The organism is Paenibacillus sp. FSL R10-2771, assembly GCF_038000205.1.
GTDB classification, from domain to species: domain Bacteria; phylum Bacillota; class Bacilli; order Paenibacillales; family Paenibacillaceae; genus Paenibacillus_AQ; species Paenibacillus_AQ phytohabitans.
The window spans coordinates 6,269,621-6,290,815 of record NZ_JBBOBM010000001.1 but is presented as its reverse complement, the minus strand read 5'-3'; the positions used below and the strand labels follow the sequence as shown (position 1 = coordinate 6,290,815).

General features: G+C 52.7%; 18 protein-coding genes and 1 pseudogene. 10 read left to right on the top strand and 9 right to left on the bottom strand.

Annotated features, from left to right (window positions below; genetic code table 11):
* Nucleotides 1-85 precede the first annotated feature (85 nt).
* From NSU14_RS27120 to NSU14_RS27105, 4 genes are all read left to right on the top strand, one after another.
* Nucleotides 86-967, top strand: a complete 882-nt coding sequence (locus NSU14_RS27120) for a carbohydrate ABC transporter permease (protein ID WP_042210709.1) — start codon at nucleotides 86-88, stop codon at nucleotides 965-967.
* Nucleotides 968-1,801 (top strand): carbohydrate ABC transporter permease, encoded by an 834-nt coding sequence (locus tag NSU14_RS27115; RefSeq protein ID WP_039305922.1) that lies wholly within the window; start codon nucleotides 968-970, stop codon nucleotides 1,799-1,801.
* 58 nt (nucleotides 1,802-1,859) lie between these two features.
* Entirely contained in the window at nucleotides 1,860-3,161 is a 1,302-nt protein-coding gene (locus NSU14_RS27110; RefSeq protein WP_081969826.1) for an ABC transporter substrate-binding protein, read from the top strand.
* Between the two features lie 193 nt (nucleotides 3,162-3,354).
* A complete protein-coding gene (locus NSU14_RS27105) occupies nucleotides 3,355-5,388 on the top strand; it encodes a beta-galactosidase (protein ID WP_340947882.1) in 2,034 nt (677 codons plus the stop codon).
* 28 nt (nucleotides 5,389-5,416) lie between these two features.
* Here NSU14_RS27105 and NSU14_RS27100 read toward each other — a convergent pair whose 3' ends face one another.
* A complete protein-coding gene (locus tag NSU14_RS27100) occupies nucleotides 5,417-5,653 on the bottom strand; it encodes a hypothetical protein (RefSeq protein WP_144026175.1) in 237 nt (78 codons plus the stop codon).
* Between the two features lie 150 nt (nucleotides 5,654-5,803).
* Between NSU14_RS27100 and NSU14_RS27095 the strand changes: the two genes are divergently transcribed.
* A complete protein-coding gene (locus tag NSU14_RS27095) occupies nucleotides 5,804-6,718 on the top strand; it encodes a LysR family transcriptional regulator (protein WP_340947881.1) in 915 nt (304 codons plus the stop codon).
* Between the two features lie 271 nt (nucleotides 6,719-6,989).
* A pseudogene (locus NSU14_RS36060) lies at nucleotides 6,990-7,173 on the top strand (IS1182 family transposase); the annotation flags it as partial.
* Nucleotides 7,174-7,624: 451 nt separating this feature from the next.
* On the opposite strand, the gene NSU14_RS27090 reads toward NSU14_RS36060, so the two are convergent.
* Nucleotides 7,625-8,461: an AraC family transcriptional regulator gene (locus tag NSU14_RS27090; RefSeq protein ID WP_076247201.1), complete on the bottom strand. Its 837-nt coding sequence runs from the start codon at nucleotides 8,459-8,461 to the stop codon at nucleotides 7,625-7,627.
* A 118-nt stretch (nucleotides 8,462-8,579) separates the two neighbouring features.
* Between NSU14_RS27090 and NSU14_RS27085 the strand changes: the two genes are divergently transcribed.
* Nucleotides 8,580-10,610, top strand: a complete 2,031-nt coding sequence (locus NSU14_RS27085; protein ID WP_340947880.1) for a beta-galactosidase — start codon at nucleotides 8,580-8,582, stop codon at nucleotides 10,608-10,610.
* 63 nt (nucleotides 10,611-10,673) lie between these two features.
* Here NSU14_RS27085 and NSU14_RS27080 read toward each other — a convergent pair whose 3' ends face one another.
* The 4 genes from NSU14_RS27080 to NSU14_RS27065 form a co-directional block, all read right to left on the bottom strand.
* Nucleotides 10,674-11,849: a Ger(x)C family spore germination protein gene (locus NSU14_RS27080; RefSeq protein ID WP_340949001.1), complete on the bottom strand. Its 1,176-nt coding sequence runs from the start codon at nucleotides 11,847-11,849 to the stop codon at nucleotides 10,674-10,676.
* Between the two features lie 16 nt (nucleotides 11,850-11,865).
* On the bottom strand, nucleotides 11,866-12,969 hold the full coding sequence (locus NSU14_RS27075) for a GerAB/ArcD/ProY family transporter (RefSeq protein ID WP_042133808.1): 1,104 nt from the start codon (nucleotides 12,967-12,969) through the stop codon (nucleotides 11,866-11,868).
* 32 nt (nucleotides 12,970-13,001) lie between these two features.
* The gene (locus NSU14_RS27070; protein WP_445670067.1) at nucleotides 13,002-14,675 is read right to left on the bottom strand and encodes a spore germination protein; all 1,674 of its coding nucleotides are present in this window, start codon (nucleotides 14,673-14,675) and stop codon (nucleotides 13,002-13,004) included.
* A gap of 236 nt (nucleotides 14,676-14,911) precedes the next feature.
* Nucleotides 14,912-15,649, bottom strand: a complete 738-nt coding sequence (locus tag NSU14_RS27065) for a hypothetical protein (protein ID WP_340947878.1) — start codon at nucleotides 15,647-15,649, stop codon at nucleotides 14,912-14,914.
* Between the two features lie 248 nt (nucleotides 15,650-15,897).
* Between NSU14_RS27065 and NSU14_RS27060 the strand changes: the two genes are divergently transcribed.
* Nucleotides 15,898-16,455 (top strand): DUF1273 domain-containing protein, encoded by a 558-nt coding sequence (locus tag NSU14_RS27060; RefSeq protein WP_076247188.1) that lies wholly within the window; start codon nucleotides 15,898-15,900, stop codon nucleotides 16,453-16,455.
* Nucleotides 16,456-16,468: 13 nt separating this feature from the next.
* A complete protein-coding gene (locus tag NSU14_RS27055; protein WP_052421675.1) occupies nucleotides 16,469-16,789 on the top strand; it encodes a YciI family protein in 321 nt (106 codons plus the stop codon).
* An 18-nt stretch (nucleotides 16,790-16,807) separates the two neighbouring features.
* Here the strand turns inward: NSU14_RS27055 and NSU14_RS27050 are convergent, their stop codons facing one another.
* Entirely contained in the window at nucleotides 16,808-18,265 is a 1,458-nt protein-coding gene (locus tag NSU14_RS27050) for an amidase family protein (RefSeq protein ID WP_340947877.1), read from the bottom strand.
* Between the two features lie 208 nt (nucleotides 18,266-18,473).
* On the opposite strand from NSU14_RS27050, the gene NSU14_RS27045 reads away from it, so the two are divergent.
* On the top strand, nucleotides 18,474-19,376 hold the full coding sequence (locus tag NSU14_RS27045; RefSeq protein WP_076247184.1) for a DUF6612 family protein: 903 nt from the start codon (nucleotides 18,474-18,476) through the stop codon (nucleotides 19,374-19,376).
* Nucleotides 19,377-19,459: 83 nt separating this feature from the next.
* Here the strand turns inward: NSU14_RS27045 and NSU14_RS27040 are convergent, their stop codons facing one another.
* Both NSU14_RS27040 and NSU14_RS27035 read right to left on the bottom strand, forming a co-directional pair.
* On the bottom strand, nucleotides 19,460-20,200 hold the full coding sequence (locus NSU14_RS27040) for a hypothetical protein (RefSeq protein WP_336101049.1): 741 nt from the start codon (nucleotides 20,198-20,200) through the stop codon (nucleotides 19,460-19,462).
* A 437-nt stretch (nucleotides 20,201-20,637) separates the two neighbouring features.
* A complete protein-coding gene (locus NSU14_RS27035; RefSeq protein ID WP_076247182.1) occupies nucleotides 20,638-21,132 on the bottom strand; it encodes a hypothetical protein in 495 nt (164 codons plus the stop codon).
* Nucleotides 21,133-21,195 lie beyond the last annotated feature (63 nt).

The following is a 21,195-nucleotide window of genomic DNA, read 5'->3' as shown; positions in this document are numbered from 1 at the left end:
CGTAGGTGTAAGGGACTCTGTAAAAAACAGATAATATGTTTAGATCATAAACAAGTGAGTGAGTAAAAGAAAGGGGGACCATTACATGCGCGGCAATAAGTTGTCCCAATTAGGTCAACAAGTATTTTTCGTTGGCCCGGCATTGTTGTTTTTTACCTTGATCACGATTATTCCTTTTCTGATGGGGATGTACTATTCCTTCACGGACTGGAACGGCGTATCGGGTAATGTTAGCTGGGTCGGCTTTCAGAACTTTAAAATGATTTTTACCAATGATCCAGATTTCTGGTCATCCTTCTGGTTCACCGTGAGATTCACGGTCCTTGGAGTTGTATTGACCAATGTAGTGGGCTTTTTCCTGGCCTATCTGCTGACCAAACCTCTAAAAACACGCAATATGCTCCGGACCATTTTCTTCATGCCGAATGTCATCGGGGGCTTGCTGCTTGGGTTTATATGGCAGTTCATCTTCATCAAGGGCTTCGCCACAATGGGCGATATGACAGGCTGGTCCTTCTTCAACCTTCCCTGGCTCGGGGATGCAACAACCGGCTTCTGGGCGATCGTCATGGTGTTTATCTGGCAGTCCTCCGGTTATCTGATGGTTATCTACATCGCTTCGCTCAGCAACGTATCCAAAGAAGTGCTTGAAGCCGCTGAGATTGACGGCGCATCCCGGATGCAGGTGCTGCGCAACATTATCGTGCCGCTGATTATGCCTGCGGTGACCATCGGCTTGTTCCTGGCAATTTCCTGGTCCTTCAAAATGTTCGACCTGAACCTGTCGCTGACCAAAGGCGGGCCGTTCAAATCGACGGAATCTGTTGCTATGAATATCTACAATGAAGCCTTCCTGAACAACCGTTACGGTCTGGGTACGGCAAAAGCGCTGTTATTCTTCGTGATTGTCGCACTGATTACAGTGATTCAGGTCCGTGTTACGAAGAGCAAGGAGGTAGAAGCTTAAATGAATGCTAAATCAAAAGGCAGATGGAATATCGGAATTGAAGTGATTATGATTCTTCTGGCGCTTCTGTTCCTCTCTCCTTTCTATTTCCTGCTGGCGAACTCGGTGAAATCCTTCGGCGAGATCCTGAGCGATGCGGCAAGCTGGCCGCAGACCTTCATGTGGTCGAACTATACTAACGCCTGGAAGCTGGCCCGTTTCTCCGAGGCCTTCCGCAACTCGCTGATTGTTACGATCATCAGTGTGGTTCTGATCTCTCTGTTCAGCGCAATGGCGGCTTACCGCATGGTGCGTGCCAATAACCGGTTCAACCAGGTTCTGCTGCTGCTGTTCGTAGCTGCTATGGTTGTTCCGTTCCAGACCATCATGATTCCGATCCTGAAGGTCGTGAACATCCTGCATGTGAACAACTCCTTCACGGGTCTGATCATCTCCAATCTGGGACTCAGTATTCCGATGGCGATCTTCCTGTTCCACGGCTTCATCAAATCCGTGCCGCTGGAAATTGAAGAAGCGGCAACTGTGGACGGCTGTAATCCGATCTCGGCCTTCTTCCGGATTGTGCTTCCGCTGCTGAAGCCGATGCTGATGACCATTATCGTGCTGAATGCCCTGGGCATCTGGAATGACTATCTGCTTCCATCGCTGATCCTTCAGGCACCTGAACTGCGGACCATTCCGCTGGCGACCTTCTCGTTCTTCGGGCAGTATACGAAGCAGTGGGATATGGCGCTTCCGGCACTGACTATCGGGGTTGCTCCAATTGTAATTTTCTATCTGTTCATGCAGCGTTATATTGTTGAGGGAATAGCGGCTGGCTCGGTGAAGGGTTAATTCACCGGGCTCCCGTTCCACATATTAAGCAGTTAACTTATTCAAGGGGGAAATAAAAATGATGAAAAAACGCTCTGCAGTGATGCTGTCCAGCGTCATGCTGATGTCTGTCGTGCTTGCGGCATGCGGCGGTAACAACAATACCGCTTCAAATAATGCATCAAATGGAAGCGCTGGCAACTCCGGTGAAGTGAAAACGGTTAAGATTTTCCAGTTCAAAACCGAAATCGTAGAAGGCCTCAACGAGCTTAAGGTTGAGTTCGAGAAGGAATATCCTAACATTAAGCTGGATATCCAGACTGTCGGCGGCGGCGCTGACTATGCGGCAGCCCTGAAGACTAAGTTCGCTTCCGGCGACGCTCCAGATATTTTCTCCAACGGCGGTTACGCTGAATTCGATCTGTGGGGAGACAAGATCGAGGATCTGTCCGATCAGCCTTGGGTCAAGGATCTGATTCCTTTGGCTGCAGAGCCTATGACCAGAGACGGTAAAACCTATGGTATGCCGATGAACCTTGAAGGTATCGGTTATGTATACAACAAGGACCTGTTCGCGAAAGCCGGTATCACTGAAACGCCAAAAACGATCACTGAGCTGGAAGAAGCGGCTAAAAAGCTGCAGGCGATCGACGTTATTCCTTTCGGCAACGCATATCAGGAATGGTGGCTGCTGGGGATCCAGGGCATTAGCGTAGCTTTTGCACAGCAGGATAATGTGGATGAATTCATCAGCGGCCTGAACGCCGGAACTTCCACCATCGTGGGCAACGAGAAATTCAAGGATTGGAGCAACCTGCTTAACCTGACTGTGAAATACGGCCAGAAGAATCCTCTGACTACAGATGCCAACACTCACTTGGCTATGTTCGCCAATGGCGAAACCGCTATGATGCAGGAAGGAAACTGGGCGCAGACGCTGGTTGATAACATTACGCCTGACATGAACATCGGCATGTTCCCTATGCCAATCAGTGACGATCCTGAGTTGAACGATAAGCTGTCTGTAGGTGTTCCGGCGAACCTGGTCGTAAACAAGGATTCCGGATCTAAGGAAGAAGCTAAAACCTTCCTGAACTGGCTCGTAACTTCTGACATGGGTAAAGAATATATCTCTAAAAAGTGGAAATTCATCCCTGCCCTGTCGACTATTCCAGTAACAACTGAAGATGTAGGCCAGCTTGGTTCCGATGTATGGAACTATGTTCAAGAAGGTAAAGTTTACGGTCTGCAGGCTTCGAAATTCCCTGATGGTGTAACTCAAGAATTCGCAAGCAGCATCCAAGAGCTGATCGCGGGCAAAGTGGATGAAGCCGGCTGGGAAAAAGGCATGCAGGCGGGTTGGGACAAGCTGAAGAAATAATCAGTACCTGCAAGCAAATCATTCTAATGTAATACTAAACAGAGAGTCCTTCTAGGGACCTAACCCGGATAAAGTGGATTTGCCAGGACGCTCCAGTCTATCTCAGCATATGAGGTGAGGCGGGGGCGTCCTTTGGGTTATCCAGAAAACAGGCGGCTGGCTGAGATATACTCTATTTATAAAGTGTCTGTGCATGAATGAGGAGAGGGAGCTGATGGAGGTTATGGAGCTGAACAACTACAGCAAGGTGCAGATCGGTGTGGACTATTATCCAGAGCACTGGGACGAGTCTATGTGGGAGAGCGATATCAGGCTAATGAAGGAAACCGGAGTCAAAGTAGTCCGGGTCGCGGAGTTTGCCTGGAGCCGGCTTGAACCGGAGGAAGGGAAGTTTGATTTCGCCTGGCTGGACCGGGCGCTGGACTTGTTCCATGCGTATGGGATTCAGATTGTCATCGGGACGCCGACAACGACACCGCCGCGCTGGCTGACCTCCGCTTACCCGGATGTGCTGCCCGTATATGCGGATGGAGGCGTGTACCATCCGGGCGTGCGCGGACACCGCTGTTACAACAGCGCATCGCTGCGTAAGTATGGCACCCGGATTGTTGAAGCGCTGGCCCTTCATTACTGCAGCCATCCTGCTGTCACCGGCTGGCAGACGGACAATGAATTCGGCATGCTGGATTGCCATTGTGACAGCTGCAACCTGGCGTTCCGCAGCTGGGTCCGGGAGAAGTACGGCACCACGGAACAAGTGAATGCAGAGTGGGGAACTGTGGTCTGGAGCGGGGAGTACAGCAGCTGGGATGAACTGACGGTTCCTTATGGCGGCTCGCCGTTCCAGAACCCTTCGATGCTGCTGGATTTCCAGCGGTTCCAGTGGGAGGCGGCGGTTGCCTTCCAGAAGACGCAGACGGAGGTGCTGCGCGCGATCTGCCCGCAGCACTTCATCACCCACAATTTCCACAGCTATCCGCAGCGGCTGGATATGCACGGGCTGGCCGAGGATCTTGATGTCGCGTCCTTCGACTATTATCCGAACCCCTCGCCGCAGAAGCAGGCGACCGCGCCATACAGCGGGGCGTTATCCCTGGATCTGACCCGGGGCATCAAACGCCGCAATTTCTGGATCATGGAGCAGCTCAGCGGTCCGCCGGGCTGCTGGTTCCCGATGTGGCGGACACCTTATCCGGGGCTCATCCGCGCGTACAGCTGGCAGGCAATTGCCAGAGGTGCGGATACCGTGGTGCATTTCCGCTGGAGAAGCGCGGCTGCCGGAGCGGAGCAGTTCTGGCACGGGCTGATTGACCACAGCAATGTGCCCGGGCGGAGATTTACCGAATTCGCGCAGCTGTGCAGCGAGGTGAACGGTCTGGCTCCGCTGCTGGAGGGGACCCGGGTTATTAGCCAGGCGGCTATCCTGTATTCGCATGAGCAGATGGCGGCGCTGCGTATTCAGCCCCAGGCGGAAGGGCTGGACTACTATGAGAACATTAAGCAGTACCACCGGGCGCTGACCAGGCATGGTATCGGCTGTGATATCATCGGCTGGCGGCAGCCGCTAGCGGGATACAAGCTGGTGATTGCCCCAAGCCTGTATCTGCATGATGAAGCAGCCGCGCAATTGCTGGAGGACTTTGCAGCAGGAGGCGGTACAGTAATCCTTACCAGCCGCAGCGGTGTTAAGAATATGAACAACATCTGTATGATGCAGCCGCTGCCGGGACTCTTCTCCCGGGCGGCTGGCGTAACGGTGGAGGAATATGATCCGGTCGGAGGCGAGGTCCACTTGCTTCGCGGCTCTGACGGAACCCGGTATGAATGCAGCCAGTGGTGCGACATTCTGCGGCCGGAGGGAGCCGAGGCGATCGCCTGGTATGAGGATGATTTCTTTGCCGGTGCTCCTGCGGTTACGGTGAACCGCTTCGGGGCGGGCAGGGTTTATTATATCGGTACCCATGCGGAGGAGAGTTACTGGTTGAAGCTTCTGGGGGATATCGCACCGGATGCGGGACTAACGCTGTTCCCGGAATTGCCGGACGGCGTGCAGGCCTTCACACGCACAGGATCAAAGGGAGAGCTGCTGTTTCTGCTGAATCTCAGCCGGACGTCTCAGACGGTGGGGTTAGACAGGCTCTACCGCAGCGCTCTTACCGGTACCCCGATATCTGGTCCGGTAGAGCTTGCGGCATATGGTGTAGAAATTCTGGAGACTCACGGCTGAAGGCTGAAGCTTGGCGGGGTGTTGACACTCAGGCGGAAGGATGGCGTCTCTTGTCCAGCATGCGCGAGATCAAGGGGATTACCACTGCTCTGGATTGCGGAGGATTCAATCCTGGCTGCTGTTCCTTCTGCGGAGTCTGAAGCTCTTCTTGCCGGAGCATGTCCAGCAGGTCATAGACCGTTGTGATTTGATTCGTATCTATAGTTAATTCTTTACCATCCGGGTTCCCGGGGATCTTGAAATTCCATTGTTTATTTCCCATCATAATCACTCCTTATTAGTTTGTGCCATCCGGCAGAGGCAGAGTGTTTCTTTTATATTTTCATCATAATCTGCGAAGCGGATCATGTATAATGAAGGGAAATGATGGTGGCCATCACTGTGGCTGATGGGTGATCCGGGGGAGAGATGCGGTATGGATATGGGTCTTCTTAAAGTATTTCAGGCGGTTGCTGAAGAAGGTAGTATCTCTAAAGCAGCCCAAAGCCTAAACTATGTGCAGTCGAATGTGACAGCCAGAATTCAGCAATTGGAGCAGGAGCTGAAGACTCCGCTCTTCTACCGTCATAGCCGGGGGATCACGCTGACTTCAGCGGGACAGACGTTCATGGAATATACGGTCAGGATACTTAAGCTGCTGGACGAAGCCAAACAGGCGGTGCTGGATTCGCCGGTACCCAAAGGCTCAATAACGGTCGGCTCGGATACGACGGCTGCTGTACGGCTGCCTGCCATCCTATCCGCTTACCGGGTCTGTTACCCTGATGTTGAAGTTCATCTGCAGGTGGGACGGGCGGGGGAGCTTATTGATTCTGTCCTGCAGCATACCGTGCACGGAGCCTTTCTCGACGGACCGGTTGAGCATCCGGAGATTGTCCAGGAGCTGCTCATCCATGAGCGGATCGGACTTGTCATTCCGGATACGATGGATTATCAGGGCATCCGCTCTGTACATGACAAGACACTGCTGATGCTGAATTCAGAGTGCCTGTACCGGAGCAGGCTGGAGAAATGGCTCGCCGAAGAGGGCGGCCGGCTGGGCAAGGTGATGGAATTCGGGACGATGGAGGGACTCCTCGGCTGCGTGAAAGCGGGAATCGGCTATGCGGTGCTGCCTTTATCCTATTTCACCCGGATGAATGTAACGGAAGGCATCCGCATTTATCCGTTCCCGGAGAAGTATGCGGAGGTCCCGACGGTGTTCATCCGGCGGCGCGATCTCTATATGACGAGTGCTTTCCGGGAGTTTATAGAAGAGCTTAAGGCAGGGCTGCCTGAAGCGGTGAGCGGGCCAGATATGACGGCGGACAGCGGCAGAACTGTTAAGTGACAGATGAAGCATACCGCATGTACCTGGTCCATCCTTCTGGAGATTGTGGGCAAGGTGTTCCTTTATCTTTCTTGGGGCTGTCCCAAAAGCCATATATTGGCTTTGGGATAGCCCTCTGTTTTTAAGCAGGATCAACGTGAGCACTTGGATGGACGCTCTGCGAACGGACCGTTGTTTGGGGCGCTGTGCTCTCCAGACTTTTTTTCATTTCACTTAGCGGAGACAATCCGGAGCCTGCGAATGCTTTCGAAATGAGCTTTCCTACAGAAAGCTTTCAGGGGACTCACCTTTGAACCACCTCGTTCGTATAGTGAGTGCAGCCGTCAACCGGCTGAACGACACCCTCTTTGACGTTGCCTATTCCCGGTGGCGGCCGCGACAGCTACCCTCCTGAAAGGCTCACCAAAGTCATCATCTACGCCTATACCCGGCGCACCTATTCGTCCCGCCCAATCGTTTACAGTGACCCGATTACGGTATGGGGTGAGATATGCTTAATTGCACTTCGTACAACTAAATCGTCTGATTTACAACCGATTATCCGTTTAGTTGTATTTCGTACAATTAAACGGCCATTTGAACCTTCATTTTCACCAATCGGGCAAATATAGTTGTACAGACTACAGTTATAAGAGACAAGCATACCTTTTCGCTGTTTTTAATTGTACAGAATACAACTATCACTGAACTTGAACTTGCGACGCGGGATATGGGGAAGATAGAGAACTGGACATACGACGAAGCCGGAGATACGTGGACGTATAAAGCCGGACAGAAGCTTTTTTCGCTATGAGAGTAAGGAGAAACTGAAAATCTGGGGGCTGTCAGTCTGGAAGGGATGCGGTACCGAAATCAGGCCAGATAAATCATATAACCAAAGTGCTTGTCCCGGATTGGGCGGGAGAATTAATGCAGCTTCCTGAACTGCTCCGGCGTAATCGCCGACTGCTTGCGGAACGTAGCCACGAAGTGGCTGACGTCGCGGAAGCCGACGCGCTGTGAGATTGCTTTTACCGTAAGCGCAGGCTGGGTGACAAGGAGCTCCTTGCTCTTGCGGATTCGCAGCCGGACGAAATAGGCATAAGGGGAGAGGCCGAACGTCTGCAGGAACAGGCTGTTCAGATAGCGCCCGGATACATCGAGCTGGCCAGCGAGATCATAGAGACCGACCTCGGGATCGCCGTAGTGGCTGTCCATCCATTTCAGCAGCGGCTGCAGCTTGTCCACATTGCGGGAGATCGCTGTGTTATTGTGCAGCTGCCCGTACTTGTTCAGCGTCAGCAGGAAACGGTAGGCGTCGGTCGATTCACCTAGGTTGAACATGTCTCCGGAAGTGTCATGGCGGTCGAGCATCTCCTTCAGCATATGGCGGAGCGGCGATTCATTCTCCCAGCGGTACAGAAGATTGGTATTCATCGCGAGCGAATCCAGAATATGCCGGGCTGAAGTCCCGCCGAAGGTGAGATAATAGGTGCACCATACCTCGGAAGAGAGGGATTCATAGCCGTGCGGCATACCCGGCATCAGCAGAATGCCGCTGCCTTCAGCGAGTGTTATCTTTTTGTTATCGAAATGAATGATGCCTTCACCGTACGCGGTTTGCAGCCAGTGATAGGTATGATAGCCTTGCGGGCGGGAGACTTTCTCCTGATCGGGGTTATAGCCCATACTATCCAGGGCAATCGGAAGCTGCTGGCCGCTCTCCTGGGCGAACACGATTCTGCGCACGGTGCTAACTGGCATAAATGTCAACTCCTGTAGTTCCATATTATTATATGATAGGTTTTTTATTTTATATATAAAGCGCTTATTTTAATGTTTAAAATAAGAATATACTTATACTATAAAGGATGTGCAAAGTATGATCAACGAGAAATTGCCGAAGATCTGGTATGGTGGAGATTATAACCCGGAGCAGTGGGATGCCCCGGTATGGGCAGAGGATGAACGGATGTTCAAGCTTGCAGGGATCGATGTCGCTACGATCAATGTGTTCAACTGGGCAACGCTTCAGCCGTCCGAAGATACGTATGATTTCAGCGGTCTGGATGAATTAATCGACCGTCTATATAAGAATGGAACCTATGTATGTCTGGCTACTGCAACCGGGGCGCATCCGGCCTGGATGGCTCACCGCTATCCAGAGGTTACGCGGGTGGATGTCCAGGGCAGAAAGCGCAAATTCGGCGGACGCCATAACTCTAATCCGAACAGCCCGGTGTACCGTGAATATGCTGCACGGCTTGCTGGCAAGCTGGCGGAACGCTACAAGGATCATCCGGCGCTGCTGATCTGGCATATCTCCAATGAATACGGCGGATATGATTATTCCGAGCAGTCTGAAGCGGCCTTCCGCGTCTGGCTGAAGGAGCGTTACGGATCACTTGATGCGCTGAACAAAGCCTGGAATACCCGTTTCTGGGGCCATACCTTCTATGACTGGGAAGAGATCGTAGTCCCGAACGAGCTCAGTGAAGAGTGGAACGGCAACCGGACGAACTTCCAGGGGATTTCGCTGGATTACCGCAGATTCATGTCCCACAGCCTGCTGGAATGCTATAAGCTTGAGCATGCCGCAATCAGGGAACACAGCAAGAATATTCCCATTACCACTAACCTGATGGGCTTCTATCCGGAGCTGGATTATTTCGAATGGGCTAAATATATGGATGTTATCTCCTGGGACAACTATCCGGCTCTGGACACACCGGTCAGCCATACAGCCATGACGCATGATCTCATGCGCGGGCTGAAGAACGGCCAGCCGTTCATGCTGATGGAGCAGACGCCAAGCCAGCAGAACTGGATGCCTTACAATTCCGTGAAGCGTCCGGGTGTGATGCGCTTGTGGAGCTACCAGGCGGTGGCGCGCGGCGCAGATACAGTGCTGTTCTTCCAGCTGCGCCGGTCTATCGGTGCATGCGAGAAGTATCACGGTGCGGTCATTGAGCATGTCGGACATGAGCATACGCGGGTATTCCGTGAATGTGCCGAGCTTGGCCGGGAGCTGGAGCAGCTGGGCGATGAGCTGCTGGATGCACGCAGTGCGGCGCAGATCGGGATTATCTATGACTGGGAGAACCGCTGGGCGCTTGATCTCTCCAGCGGCCCGACCGTAGCACTGGATTATGTGAAGGAGATTCACAGCTATTATGATGCACTGTATCAGCAGAATATTGAAGCGGATATGATTGGCGTAGAAGAGGACTTAACGAAGTACAAGGTTGTAATCGCACCGGTGATGTATATGATCAAACCGGGGTTTGCCGCGAAGGTGGAAGCCTTCGTTCAAGCGGGCGGAACGTTCATTACAACCTATTTCAGCGGTATCGTTAACGAGAACGATCTGGTTACCGTTGGAGGCTACCCTGGCGAGCTGCGCAAGGTGCTGGGCATCTGGGCTGAAGAGATTGATGCCCTGCTGCCGGATATGCGCAATGAAATTGTGATGAACCAGGAATGGGGTCAGCTTAACCGTTCCTATTCCTGCGGTCTGCTCTGCGATCTGATTCATTCCGAAGGTGCGGAAGTACTTGCACAGTACGGCACTGACTTCTATAAGGGGATGCCGGCCCTGACCGTGAACCGCTTCGGCGAAGGCAAAGCCTATTATGTAGCCACCAGTCCCGATGCTGCATTCCTGCGCGCATTCCTGGCTACGGTGAGCGCAGAGAATGGCATTGCCCCGCTGGTGAGTGCGCCGGAAGGCATTGAATCCGTTCAGCGGGTGAAGGAAGGCGTATCCTACCTGTTCCTGCTGAATCATTCCGCAGAGGAGCTTAGTGCAGATATCGGCACCGGCGAGCGGACAGATCTGCTGACAGGCAAGAAATGCAGCGGTTCCACTGTAGTGCCGGGCCGCGGAGTAATGATTCTGTCGGATAAACAGTAATTTAGAGAAGGCATATTGCAACGCCGCCGCCCGTACGCTAGGGGCGACGGCGTTTTTGCCATCTTATTTGGTAAAGGAGCCGAATTCCGTAATCTTCAGCTCAACATTGATATGAATGGGGGTCCGGCTGAATACATCATCCCAGTGGTCCTCTGACTTTCTCCATAATGCCGGCTTCTGGATACTGAGCCTGTCGCCGAATCCGGCGACATCGGCCTTGTAGTCGGACTGCAGCTTCTGAATCAGCGCCTGCATCATTTGCTCCAGCTTTTCCTTGAACAGCTTTTCTGCTTTTTGTGCGTGCTTTGTGGCGGAAGGGTATTCCTCGGCGTTCCAGGTTTCGCTGAGCCTTCCTTCCGTTGTGATTTTAACGTCAAAGGCCAGATTGCCGCCGTCGGTGACGGCAGTGATTTTACTTTTCATAGCCTTCATTTCATAGGTCATCGGCTGATTGTTCCAGTCGTGGGTTTTGATGACCCCGGTCTTGCCCTCGTTGGTGAGCCAGGACAGACATTCGGTATCCTCCTGGTTCAACGCCCCTACCCAGTGCCCGGTATCTCCTTTAATAATACCTGCACCCGAGAATTCTACTTCACCATTCGCCGTCACCAGATTTTGTAGCGCAAAGCTTCGCTTGGAATACATCAGGGCATCCATTTTGGATAAAATGACCGGGTCCAGCACCTTGCTTGTCCGTCTCTGATTATGAATCATATCCCTGATATGAAATGAGGGAATTTGATTTTTTTGTTTGGAAACCAGCGTCTGCACTGCCTGGCCTTGACTTAAGAACACCATCGTACTGGGGCGGATGTCATTATCACGAAGCACAAAGTCCATTAACTGATTTATTTTCTGCTGCTTAAGCAGCTCGGTCGTGACCACAATAACCTTAAGGTGATGCCCGATAATCGGCCGGTCCAGGCGGAGCGAGTACTGGCGGAATATTTCCAGCAAAGAATCTCCTGTGCCCGTTACATTCAGATAGGGAGCATCACTGCTACTACTACTGCTGCTCTGACGACCTGTCCCTCCTACGGAATTTGCCGGAACGAGCTGTATGGTGGCTGTAATTGTATTCCGTTTGGGATAAGTCGCCCCCTGATCCTCCAGCGCCTGCTCCGTCACGGTGGGCTCCCCGACATCCAGAGCCAGGCCGGAGTATAACGCCAGATCTTCAATCTCCTTGCTGCTCCAGCAGGAGGTCTGAGTGGCGAGAAGCATCAGACAGCACAGCATAAGGAAGAATCTCCGTCTACACATGCTGCTTCAGCCCCTTCACACGGATGAGCCAGATAACCGAGAGCAGCACAGGCAGCAGCAGGAACAGTACAATCCCCATTTTGCCGATGGCATCCCCGAGTGCGAACAGATCGGTCATGGATTTGGGCAGCATCGCCGATAGGAACAGAACGGGAACCATAGCATAAATAATCGGATGAACCTTAATCTTGAAGATCTGTGAAATGCCAAGCGTGGACTGGAAAAAGAAGCTGCTGAAGTTGCAGAACATCTGCATCAGCCAGATGACCATGAACGGGAATTCCATACGCTCGAAGAAAAAACCGGGCACCTCGAAGCTGCGCATCAGATCGATGGTAGGCCAGGTACTGGTGATGGCGGAATTAACGGAAATGCCCCCGATAACCATGATCACGGTCAGGAAATAGAGCCCCAGCGAGACCGCGAGGCCTCCAAGCATGGCTTTGACCGCCAGTTTGGGCTTCTCCATGAATGCTACAAGTGTCATCGTAACTTCTATACCGGTGAATACGAGCACAGTGGATTTCAACCCTGCGAATACAGGAGGCAATCCGTTGCCCAGCACGGGACGCAGATGGTTGATATCAAACAGCCGTACGCTGAGTATAAAGGAAATGAGCAGTATCATAATGCTAATCGGGAACACAATCGTAAAGGCCCGGGCAATAGAGTTAATGCCTCCGTATACCAGATAGGTGCTGAGCCAGAGAAAAGGAAGGATGACTGCCCAGATGGGGGTTCCCTCCAGCAGAAAAAACAAGGTGACCTCGGCCAGCGTGCGGATTTCAAAGCCGGCAATAATGATGAAATAAAGAACCAGCAGCAAACACAGGCATCCGCCGAATACCCGGCCTGTAATCTGAGCGGCATATTGAAATACAGTTTTGCCCGGGAACTGCTGGCTGATCTTCACCATAATGAATACAACCAGCATCACAATGGCTCCGCCTAGCAGGACGGATATCCAGGAATCAGGGGTTTTGACTGATTCGCTCACACTGCGCGGAAGCGTAAGAATCCCCGCGCCAAGCAATGTATTGTTCAAGAAAACGGCCGCTTGTGTAGCCGTGATTTTATCATCGGTGCGTACGAACATTAAGTCCTCTTCCTCCTTGCGCGCAGGCGCGGTTATGATTTTCGTTTATCCTGTTTGGTTTTCATCATCACCGGTCTGCGTTTCATCAGAGCCATCGGAGCACGCAGGAACAGATCTTTCCAATCACTCAGCCGGAAAGGGGATACCGGCGTCAGATAAGGTACACCGAAGCTTTTGAGCTTGGTGAGATGACAGCAGATTAGCAGGAAGAATAGAATGGTGCCGTACATTCCGAGCACTGCTGCGAACAGCATGCCGGCGAAGCGCAGGATCCGCAATGTGATTCCTGCACTGTACATGGGAATGGAGAAGGACGAAATGGCGGTTACGGCAACCACAATGACCAGGAAAGGGCTGACGATGCCCGCCTGAACTGCAGCATCCCCGATGATCAGACCGCCGACGATACCCATGGCCGGGCCGATCGGCTTCGGCAGCCGGATTCCGGCTTCGCGGAGAATCTCGATGGCGACTTCCAGAATCAGCACTTCAATTAATGAAGGAAAAGGCACACCCTGCCGGGTCTTAATGATGCTGATCGCCAGCTCCGTCGGTATCAGCCCCGGATGAAAGGAGATGAACGAGATATACAGGGACGGGGCCATCAGCGCCAGGAAGGCCGATGCAAAACGGAGCAGCCGCAGCAGTGTGCCGGGAAGCCACCGCTCATAATAATCCTCCGGCGATTGCAGCAGCATACTGAAGGTAACCGGTACAATCAGTGCGAACGGTGTTCCGTCCAGCAGAATCGCAATCCGTCCCTCCAAGAGGGCGCTAATGACCCTGTCCGGCCGTTCAGTATCCTGGACCTGCTGGAAGGGGCTGAGATAGTTGTCTTCAATCAGCTGCTCGATATAGCCGGATTCGGCGAGGAAATCGATATCGATTTTGCGGATGCGGTTCGTAACCTCCTCCAGCAGCTCGGGATTGACGATATCCTTCATATAGGCCAGGACTATATCCCGCTGAATGGTGTTGCCTGCCCGGTAGGTCTTCATCTCGAGCTGGTCACTGAAGCCCTGGCGCCGGAGCATGGAGGTGTTCTCGCTTAATACTTCAGAGAAGCCCAGTCTAGGCCCGCGCAGCAGGGCCTCAGAGACCGGCTCCCCAATCGTGCGGTTGGCTCCTCCGGGCAGCTCAATCAGCAGACCACCGGGCAATCCTTCAATCAGCAGGGCCGTGTGGCCGAAGAGGACAGATTTATTGAAGCTCTCCACACTGTCCGCTTCATTAAGCTGGCTGAAGGGCAGCAGCTGGTTGGCAATCTCTGCAGAAGACACCGGGCCGGCGGGTATCTCGTACATCAGGAACTGCATAATCCGCATATTAAGAATCCTGTCATTCTGCATGCCGTCTACGTAGATCAGCGCTCCCCGGCCTCCGCCATTCGCGATCGTGAATTCCCGGATATGCAGGTCACTGTTGGCACCGATAGCGTTCTTCACCGCCAGCAGGTCGGTAGTATAGTTGCCGCTGAAGGGGATTGAAGCCGGTGTGCCAGATTTTGCCCCAGCTGCAGACTGTGCTTGTGACCGGGGAACGGTCTTGGTGCCGTAGCCAGACTGTCCCCGCCCGCTCCCTACCAGCAGGTACAAAGCTTTGTACAGGTATCCGAGGACGAGCGGAATGAGCAGCGCAACACCCGCCTGACCAAAGATTGCCCAGCCGGGTATATAGGATACAATGGTAGCAAGCAATCTGATCATCCCCCAGCCGCAGAAATTAAGAATCCGTGTTAATGAAGTTTTCCAAAGTTTGCTTCGATTTAGTCATTTCTCTGAAAAATATAAATAAAAACCGGAGGCGCTCTTGTGGAAGCGCCTCCGGTTTTTATTTAAGATAAGAATTTAATGGAATGACGGGTGCCGCCTTTCCGCCCGCTGACGGCCTCCGGAATTAACGAATCACCGGGTCCTCTGACTACTGTAGCCCGCCTCTTCTGTTACTTGCCGGTAGCCGAGCCGCTTGCCGCGACATCGCCTGCCGGTGCCTTGCCTTGACCCCGTCCGCCGCCGCCCATTCCACCACCGCCGAAGCCTCCTGTACTGAGCGTGATTTTCTCTGCCTCGGCAGTATCCGTCTTCAGCGTATACTGGATAATGTCGTCAGCCTTCAGATCGGACAGGGAGAGTGCTGTCTCCGTCTGAGCGCCGTTGTCGAAGGTGACCGATACGTACTGGGTATCACTTCCGGTTGTGATATCGGTGGTCTCTTCGGAGAAGTTCTGCATCATGCCGCCACCCATCATGCCGCCGCCTTGACGTCCGCCGCCCTGCGCAGAGTCCTTTCCTCCCCCGTCTGTGGGCTGTCCGCCTTCAGGGGGAGTACCTTGCCCCTCCGCCTGGGCGCCTGCCGCGTTGCCGGGAGCCGCTGCCCCGCCCTCCGGTGCGGTTCCCTCTCCGCCGTTCTGCTGCCGTGCCGGCATATCAGCGGTGTAGATTGTGATGGTGTTTCCGCTGATGCTCTTGATTTTGCCGATATTCATCCCGGCCCGGTCCATCCGGTTCTGGCCTGCCCCGGCAGTCCCGTCCGGCTGAGCCGCCTCGCTGCCGCTCTGGGTCTGGGCTGTCTGAATGTCGCCTGAGGTTGCTGCCGCCGGAGCTGTATCCGAGCTGCAGCCGGCAAGCAGGATCGCAGCAAGCAGGCTGCCGGCCATCATATAAGGCACATGTTTTTTCATATTCATAGTCCTCCTAAACTGTATGGTGTGTATAAACTTCATCGCCTGTTGTCGTATAATGCTGGCATAAAAAGCCTGGGATTAGGTTTAACACTATCCTGGAGGACAATATATCAGACGCTCCTGAAAACAAGCTTAAAGTTAGGCAGAGCTTTCCCGGAAGTATCGCTTGGTGAAATGTTATATAATGCATAATAGAGTGGATTTGACAGAGAACAGGAATGAAGCGTTCAGGAAAGAGGCAGCACATGAAAACCTTACTGGTAACAGGCTACCGTGCGCATGAGCTCGGGATTTACGACAGCAAACATCAGGGGATTCCTTATATCAAAAAAGCGCTCGCCAACCGGCTCGCTCCGCTGATAGAAGATGGGGTGGAGTGGGTTATCACTCCCGGCCAATACGGCGTCGATCTATGGGCCTGCGAGGTTGTGCTTGAGCTGAAACGGCAATACCCCGGACTGAAGCTGGGGATCATTACAGCCCATGCAGCCCCGGAAGAGAAGTGGAAGGAAGAGAAGCAGAATGAATACCGCCGTATTATTGCCGGAGCAGACTACTACGGAGCTGTGAGTAATGCACCCTATGACGGCAGCTGGCAGTTCAGGGCGAGAGATGATCTGCTGTTCCGCAAAAGCGACGGGATTCTGCTGTTCTACGACGAGGATGCTGCGGAAGGCAGTGCGAAATTCACCAAGGAACGGGCAATGAAGCTGCATGCTGAAGGTGATTATGAACTCTATCTGATGCATGCCGAGGAGATTCAGAACATTGCCGACGAAGAGAGCCAGCGCGGTTACGAATGAGGAGGAGAGCAGGTTGAGTGAAAAGCAGGCTGAAGAGGATATTTGTTATGTAATATTGCTGAGCCCGACTGCACAGGACCGCAGAGATATGGATATCATCCGGGCGCATGTCAGACATCTGCAGGAGCTGGAGCGCAGCGGACAGCTGGTGCTGTGCGGGCCCTTCAGTGACAGTCCCGGCGGAATGGTCATTATCCGCGCCGCTTCCCGTGAAGAGGCAGCAGAGATTGCCGGGCGGGACCCCTATGTACTATCGGGTATCCGCAGCTATGAACTACGCACCTGGGGCCTGTCCCATGAAGGCAACAGGCACATGGGCATAGCCGCCGATTAGGCGGCTTACAAGAAAATTTTAGATGAAGCTCTGCAGCGAAGGCGCCTTGCGGACCTTGTAATTCTGTTCGTAGGCATAAGCCAGCCGGATGAGCACCGGTTCCTCATAAGCCCGTGCCGAGAAGGTTACTCCAAAGGGAGCGCCAGCCGATGTGTAGCCGGACGGTACTACAATGGACGGGTAACCGGCTCTTGACGTGATTCGTGCGCCAAAGTCAGCCGGGAATAAGAGGGCATCCAGCTGATGCTCCCGCATAGTGGCATCGATACCCAGTTCCTTGCAGAGCCGCAGATCCGTCGCACGGTCACGCAGATACTGCGGCTCCGTGAGGGTGCCGGAGGTGGTATATTCGGCATCCAGCAGGGTGGCTTGCCCGAACTTCAGTGTCTCTACCGGATGGGCATGATTGAAATCAATGATATCCTTCAGGGTTCGCATGGGAGCGCCCGGGCCCAGTTTTGCCAAATAGGCGTTAAGTGAGGTTTTGAACTCATTCAGCACCACAGAGGAATAGCTGATCTCCCGTGCAGTTGTAATCTCTGCCGGATCAATAATGGTCGCCCCGAGCTCGCGCATTCTGTCCACTGAGGCATTGAACAGCGCGAGCTGTTCGTCTGTAAGCTCCTCGAAATAATAATCCCGCGGAATCCCGATGCGCGCACCCTTCAGGCCGTCTGCATCGAGGAAGACCGTATAATCCGCATGCAGTCTGCCTGTATTCGTACCCATTGCGGCATCGCTGTCGTCCTGTCCAAGCAGGGCATTCAGCAGAAGTACAGCATCGCGGACGGTTCTCGCCATAGGTCCGGCGGTATCCTGCGTATTGGAGAGCGGAAGAATGCCGGAGCGGCTGATCATTCCCACAGTGGGCTTGATGCCGATGACCGATCCAAGGTTGCCGGGATTGAGGATCGAGCCTGAGGTTTCCGTTCCTACGGACACGGCGCAGAAATTGCAGGCAACCGCCACTGCAGAGCCGGCGCTGGAGCCGCCTGTCGGCGTGGAGATATTGTAAGGGTTAAGCACCTGACCGCCCCGGGAGCTGAAGCCTGAGGGCATACCGTTCGTCATGAAATTGGCGAATTCCGTCATGTTGGCCTTGCCCATAATAATCGCCCCGGCTTCGCGCAGCCTGGTAACAATGAAGGCATCCTCCTGCGCAAAAGAATCCGCCAAAGCCAGCGAACCCGCACTGGTATGCATTTTATCCCCTGTGTTGATATTGTCCTTCAGCAATACCGGTATACCGTGCAGCGGTCCCCGGGACCCCTGAAGCTGTCGTTCCACGTCCAGGGATTCAGCGATGAACAGCGCATCCGGATTAATCTCCAGCACGGAATTGATCGTCAGGCCGTTTTTGTCATGATCTGCAATGCGTTCAAGATACATAAGGACTAATTGTCTGGAAGTGATTTCTCCGGAATCCAGAGCGGCCTGAATCTCCGGTAGGGTAGCCTCTACGATTTCAAAACTCATGCGGGTTCACGCTTCTTTCCCTCTAGGTTATAGGTTTTCTCCTTCATCTAACCATAGTTTTCCCTGTCTTCATAGTGTTGTTTTTGCTGTCCGGGTTACTCTTACAGTTCATGTTAGTTCTTAAAGAAATGTTAGAGGCGTATCTCCCGTGGTTAATAGTTGACATGCACTAACACATCTTGCCAATAACGATTAGGAGGATTACAACTTGAGAAAATGGACTGCATTATTCATGGGGGTTATTCTGTCTGCTGCCTTAACCGCATGCGGCAACAATGAAACGGCTCAGCCGGCTGCTGATGCTTCTGAAGCCCCGGCAGCAGCTGCCGGTACTACCGCCACTACAGCCCCAGCCGAACAGACATCCGCCGGCGTTCCGGCTCTGGAGGAACTGCTGCAGAAGACGGCTGCTGCACAATCGGAATTGAAGAGCTTCGCCATGAACTCGCAAATTCAGCAGAATATGGTGGTTAAGCAGGGCGAAACCAATCAGGAACAAGCCATTGAGATGGCAGTGAAAGCTGAATATACTAAAGATCCGCTGGAAATGCATCAGGAGATCGTTATGACTCTGGCAGGCCAGGGAGAACAGAAGATGGAGCAGTATGTAACCGCAGACGGTTTCTTCTCGCTGACGAACGGGCAGTGGGTTAAGATGCCGGCTGCGATGACTGAGCAGTTGACCGCTGCCATGCAGCAGTCTGCAAATCCTGAGAAGCAGCTGGAGCAGTTCAACCAAATTGCTGACCAGACGAAAATCACCGAGGAAGGTGACAATTATCTGATAACAGCAGAAGTATCTGGCGAAGAAGTCAAGAATCTGGCGAAGAGCTATCTGAACCAGAGCGGAAGTGTAGACAGCCAGATGACTGCGATGATGGAGCAGATGAATATCAAGAGCATGAACATCGCTTACACCGTGGACAAGAAGACTTATTTCCCGACTTCATCGGATGTTAATCTGGTCATGGATATGAGCAGCGGTGAACAGACCGTCTCGATGGATATGAAGATGAAGGCAACCATTAGCGATCATAACAAGATCACGGAGATCAAGGTTCCGCAGGAAGCTCTGGAGGCGCAGGAGGCTCAAATGCCGGCAACCCAGTAACAGGCCCCAATATAAATCATGCAGAACAGGAGGACCCGTACACCGGGTCCTCCTGTTTGGTCATGGCAATGCTGATTACATGTTTACAGGCCAAAGGGGGACATGCTGTTGAACAGTCCGTAGGCTGCTCCGGCCAATACCGAAATTACCAGCTTGTAGAATATATATCCGGTTGCAACGTTTGCAGTGGCAATCAGGTATAGGGTATCGATTCCGCGGTTGGAGGTGTTTAGCGGATATTGAAACGCCACGCTGTTGATGCTGACAAAGACGAAAAGAAAGGACAGAATAAGCAGGAGAACCGAGAAGGAATACAGGCTGAGGATCAGCGACAGGATAGCCAGAACCAGCAGCGCTACAGCGGGAACGAGCAGAGTGCCGAATCTTGCGATCAGCAGCTTGAGATCAAAGCTGACTTTCTCCAGCCGGAGTGCGGCATAAGTAGTCCCGCAGCCAACGGCAATTCCTGCAGCCGTTAATAGAAGCGGCTTCAGAAATCCGGGGCCTATGATTGGCGAGATATCCCATTTGATGAACCAGGTGAGAAAATATAGTGCTGACAGTATTACCGTCAGTCCAAATGTAATCAGACTGTTCAATAATTGGGCGGCCTGGACCTCTTTCATCGTACTGTAAGGACGGGTTAGAGCACTCAAGAAGAATCCCCAGTACTGTTTACTGACCTGCTTAGCCTGCCTGACGCGTTCATCCTGGAGCAGATTGTCCCATTGCCCGGATGTTCTGCGCTGGGGCTGCGGTTGCCCGTTATCTGAATTTGGTCCTCCGGGATTCGTAAAGGGCGCTCCGCCTTCCGGATTGTTCATTGCTCATCCTCCTTAAGAAAAATATGGAAATCATAGCATTGGCTATAGTATAAGGGGGTTGCCCTATAAATACTATAAATTTGCCAAAGACATAAACCGCCCATACCGGATTCGTTGCCGGGAGAACCTGGAATTTTTATGTTTCATAGGGTTTAGGCTTAATGGGCTTAATTGTTGTACGTAGTACAACTTAGCTTCCTAAATCCCTGGGTGTTCGGACAGATTGTTGTATGAAATACAAGAATTGTCCCGCTTCATGCTATGTGGGAAGAGGAATGCTGCCTTTTGTACAACAATTTCCGATTATAGCCGGGATTACGAGGGGAATGTTGTATTATGGGCAGGATTTTAAAAAGCCTGTATTCCGCAGATAAAATGCGGTTTACAGGCTTTGCGTTGAATGTACCTTACAGGAAAGCTGGCGGGTAATCAGGAAGTTACTCCTGTTCCCGGACAAATCCCTCTTCCGCCAAATACTCCTCGGCTTCTTCTACGGTTTCGAAGGCCATCTCCAGCTGGAGGCCTGCATACAGGTACCACAGATCTTCCTCGAATCTTAGACTCAGCGTGTGGCCATCCTCATTCTTCCATAGAGATTCAGTACCAGTCTGCGCTTTTTTCTTTCTTTTGGCCGGAGCAGGGGCATCGGGAATGAACATGGATAGAGACGTAATCGAAGCATCCACCAGTTCCCGCAGTTCAGCTTCCGAATAATCCCTGATGTTCACCAGACCTTTGTCATCACTCTCATAGCCACGCAGCAGGCCGGCATAGACGAAGCCGTTGCCGTTCGGGTGGAGATGGGAAGCGACGGTCTTCTTGTCATGCCGGCTCTCCTCGAAGTGGTAGTTCACCCGCCCAAGCGAGACATTCCGCCGTTCCAGCTGGGGGTAGGAATCAAGAATAGCTAATTTCTGTTCAAAAGTAAGCATATGCAGCCTCCGGTTCGCATTTTCGTCAGTTGATTATACCATGCCGGCGGGCAGTGGACTATA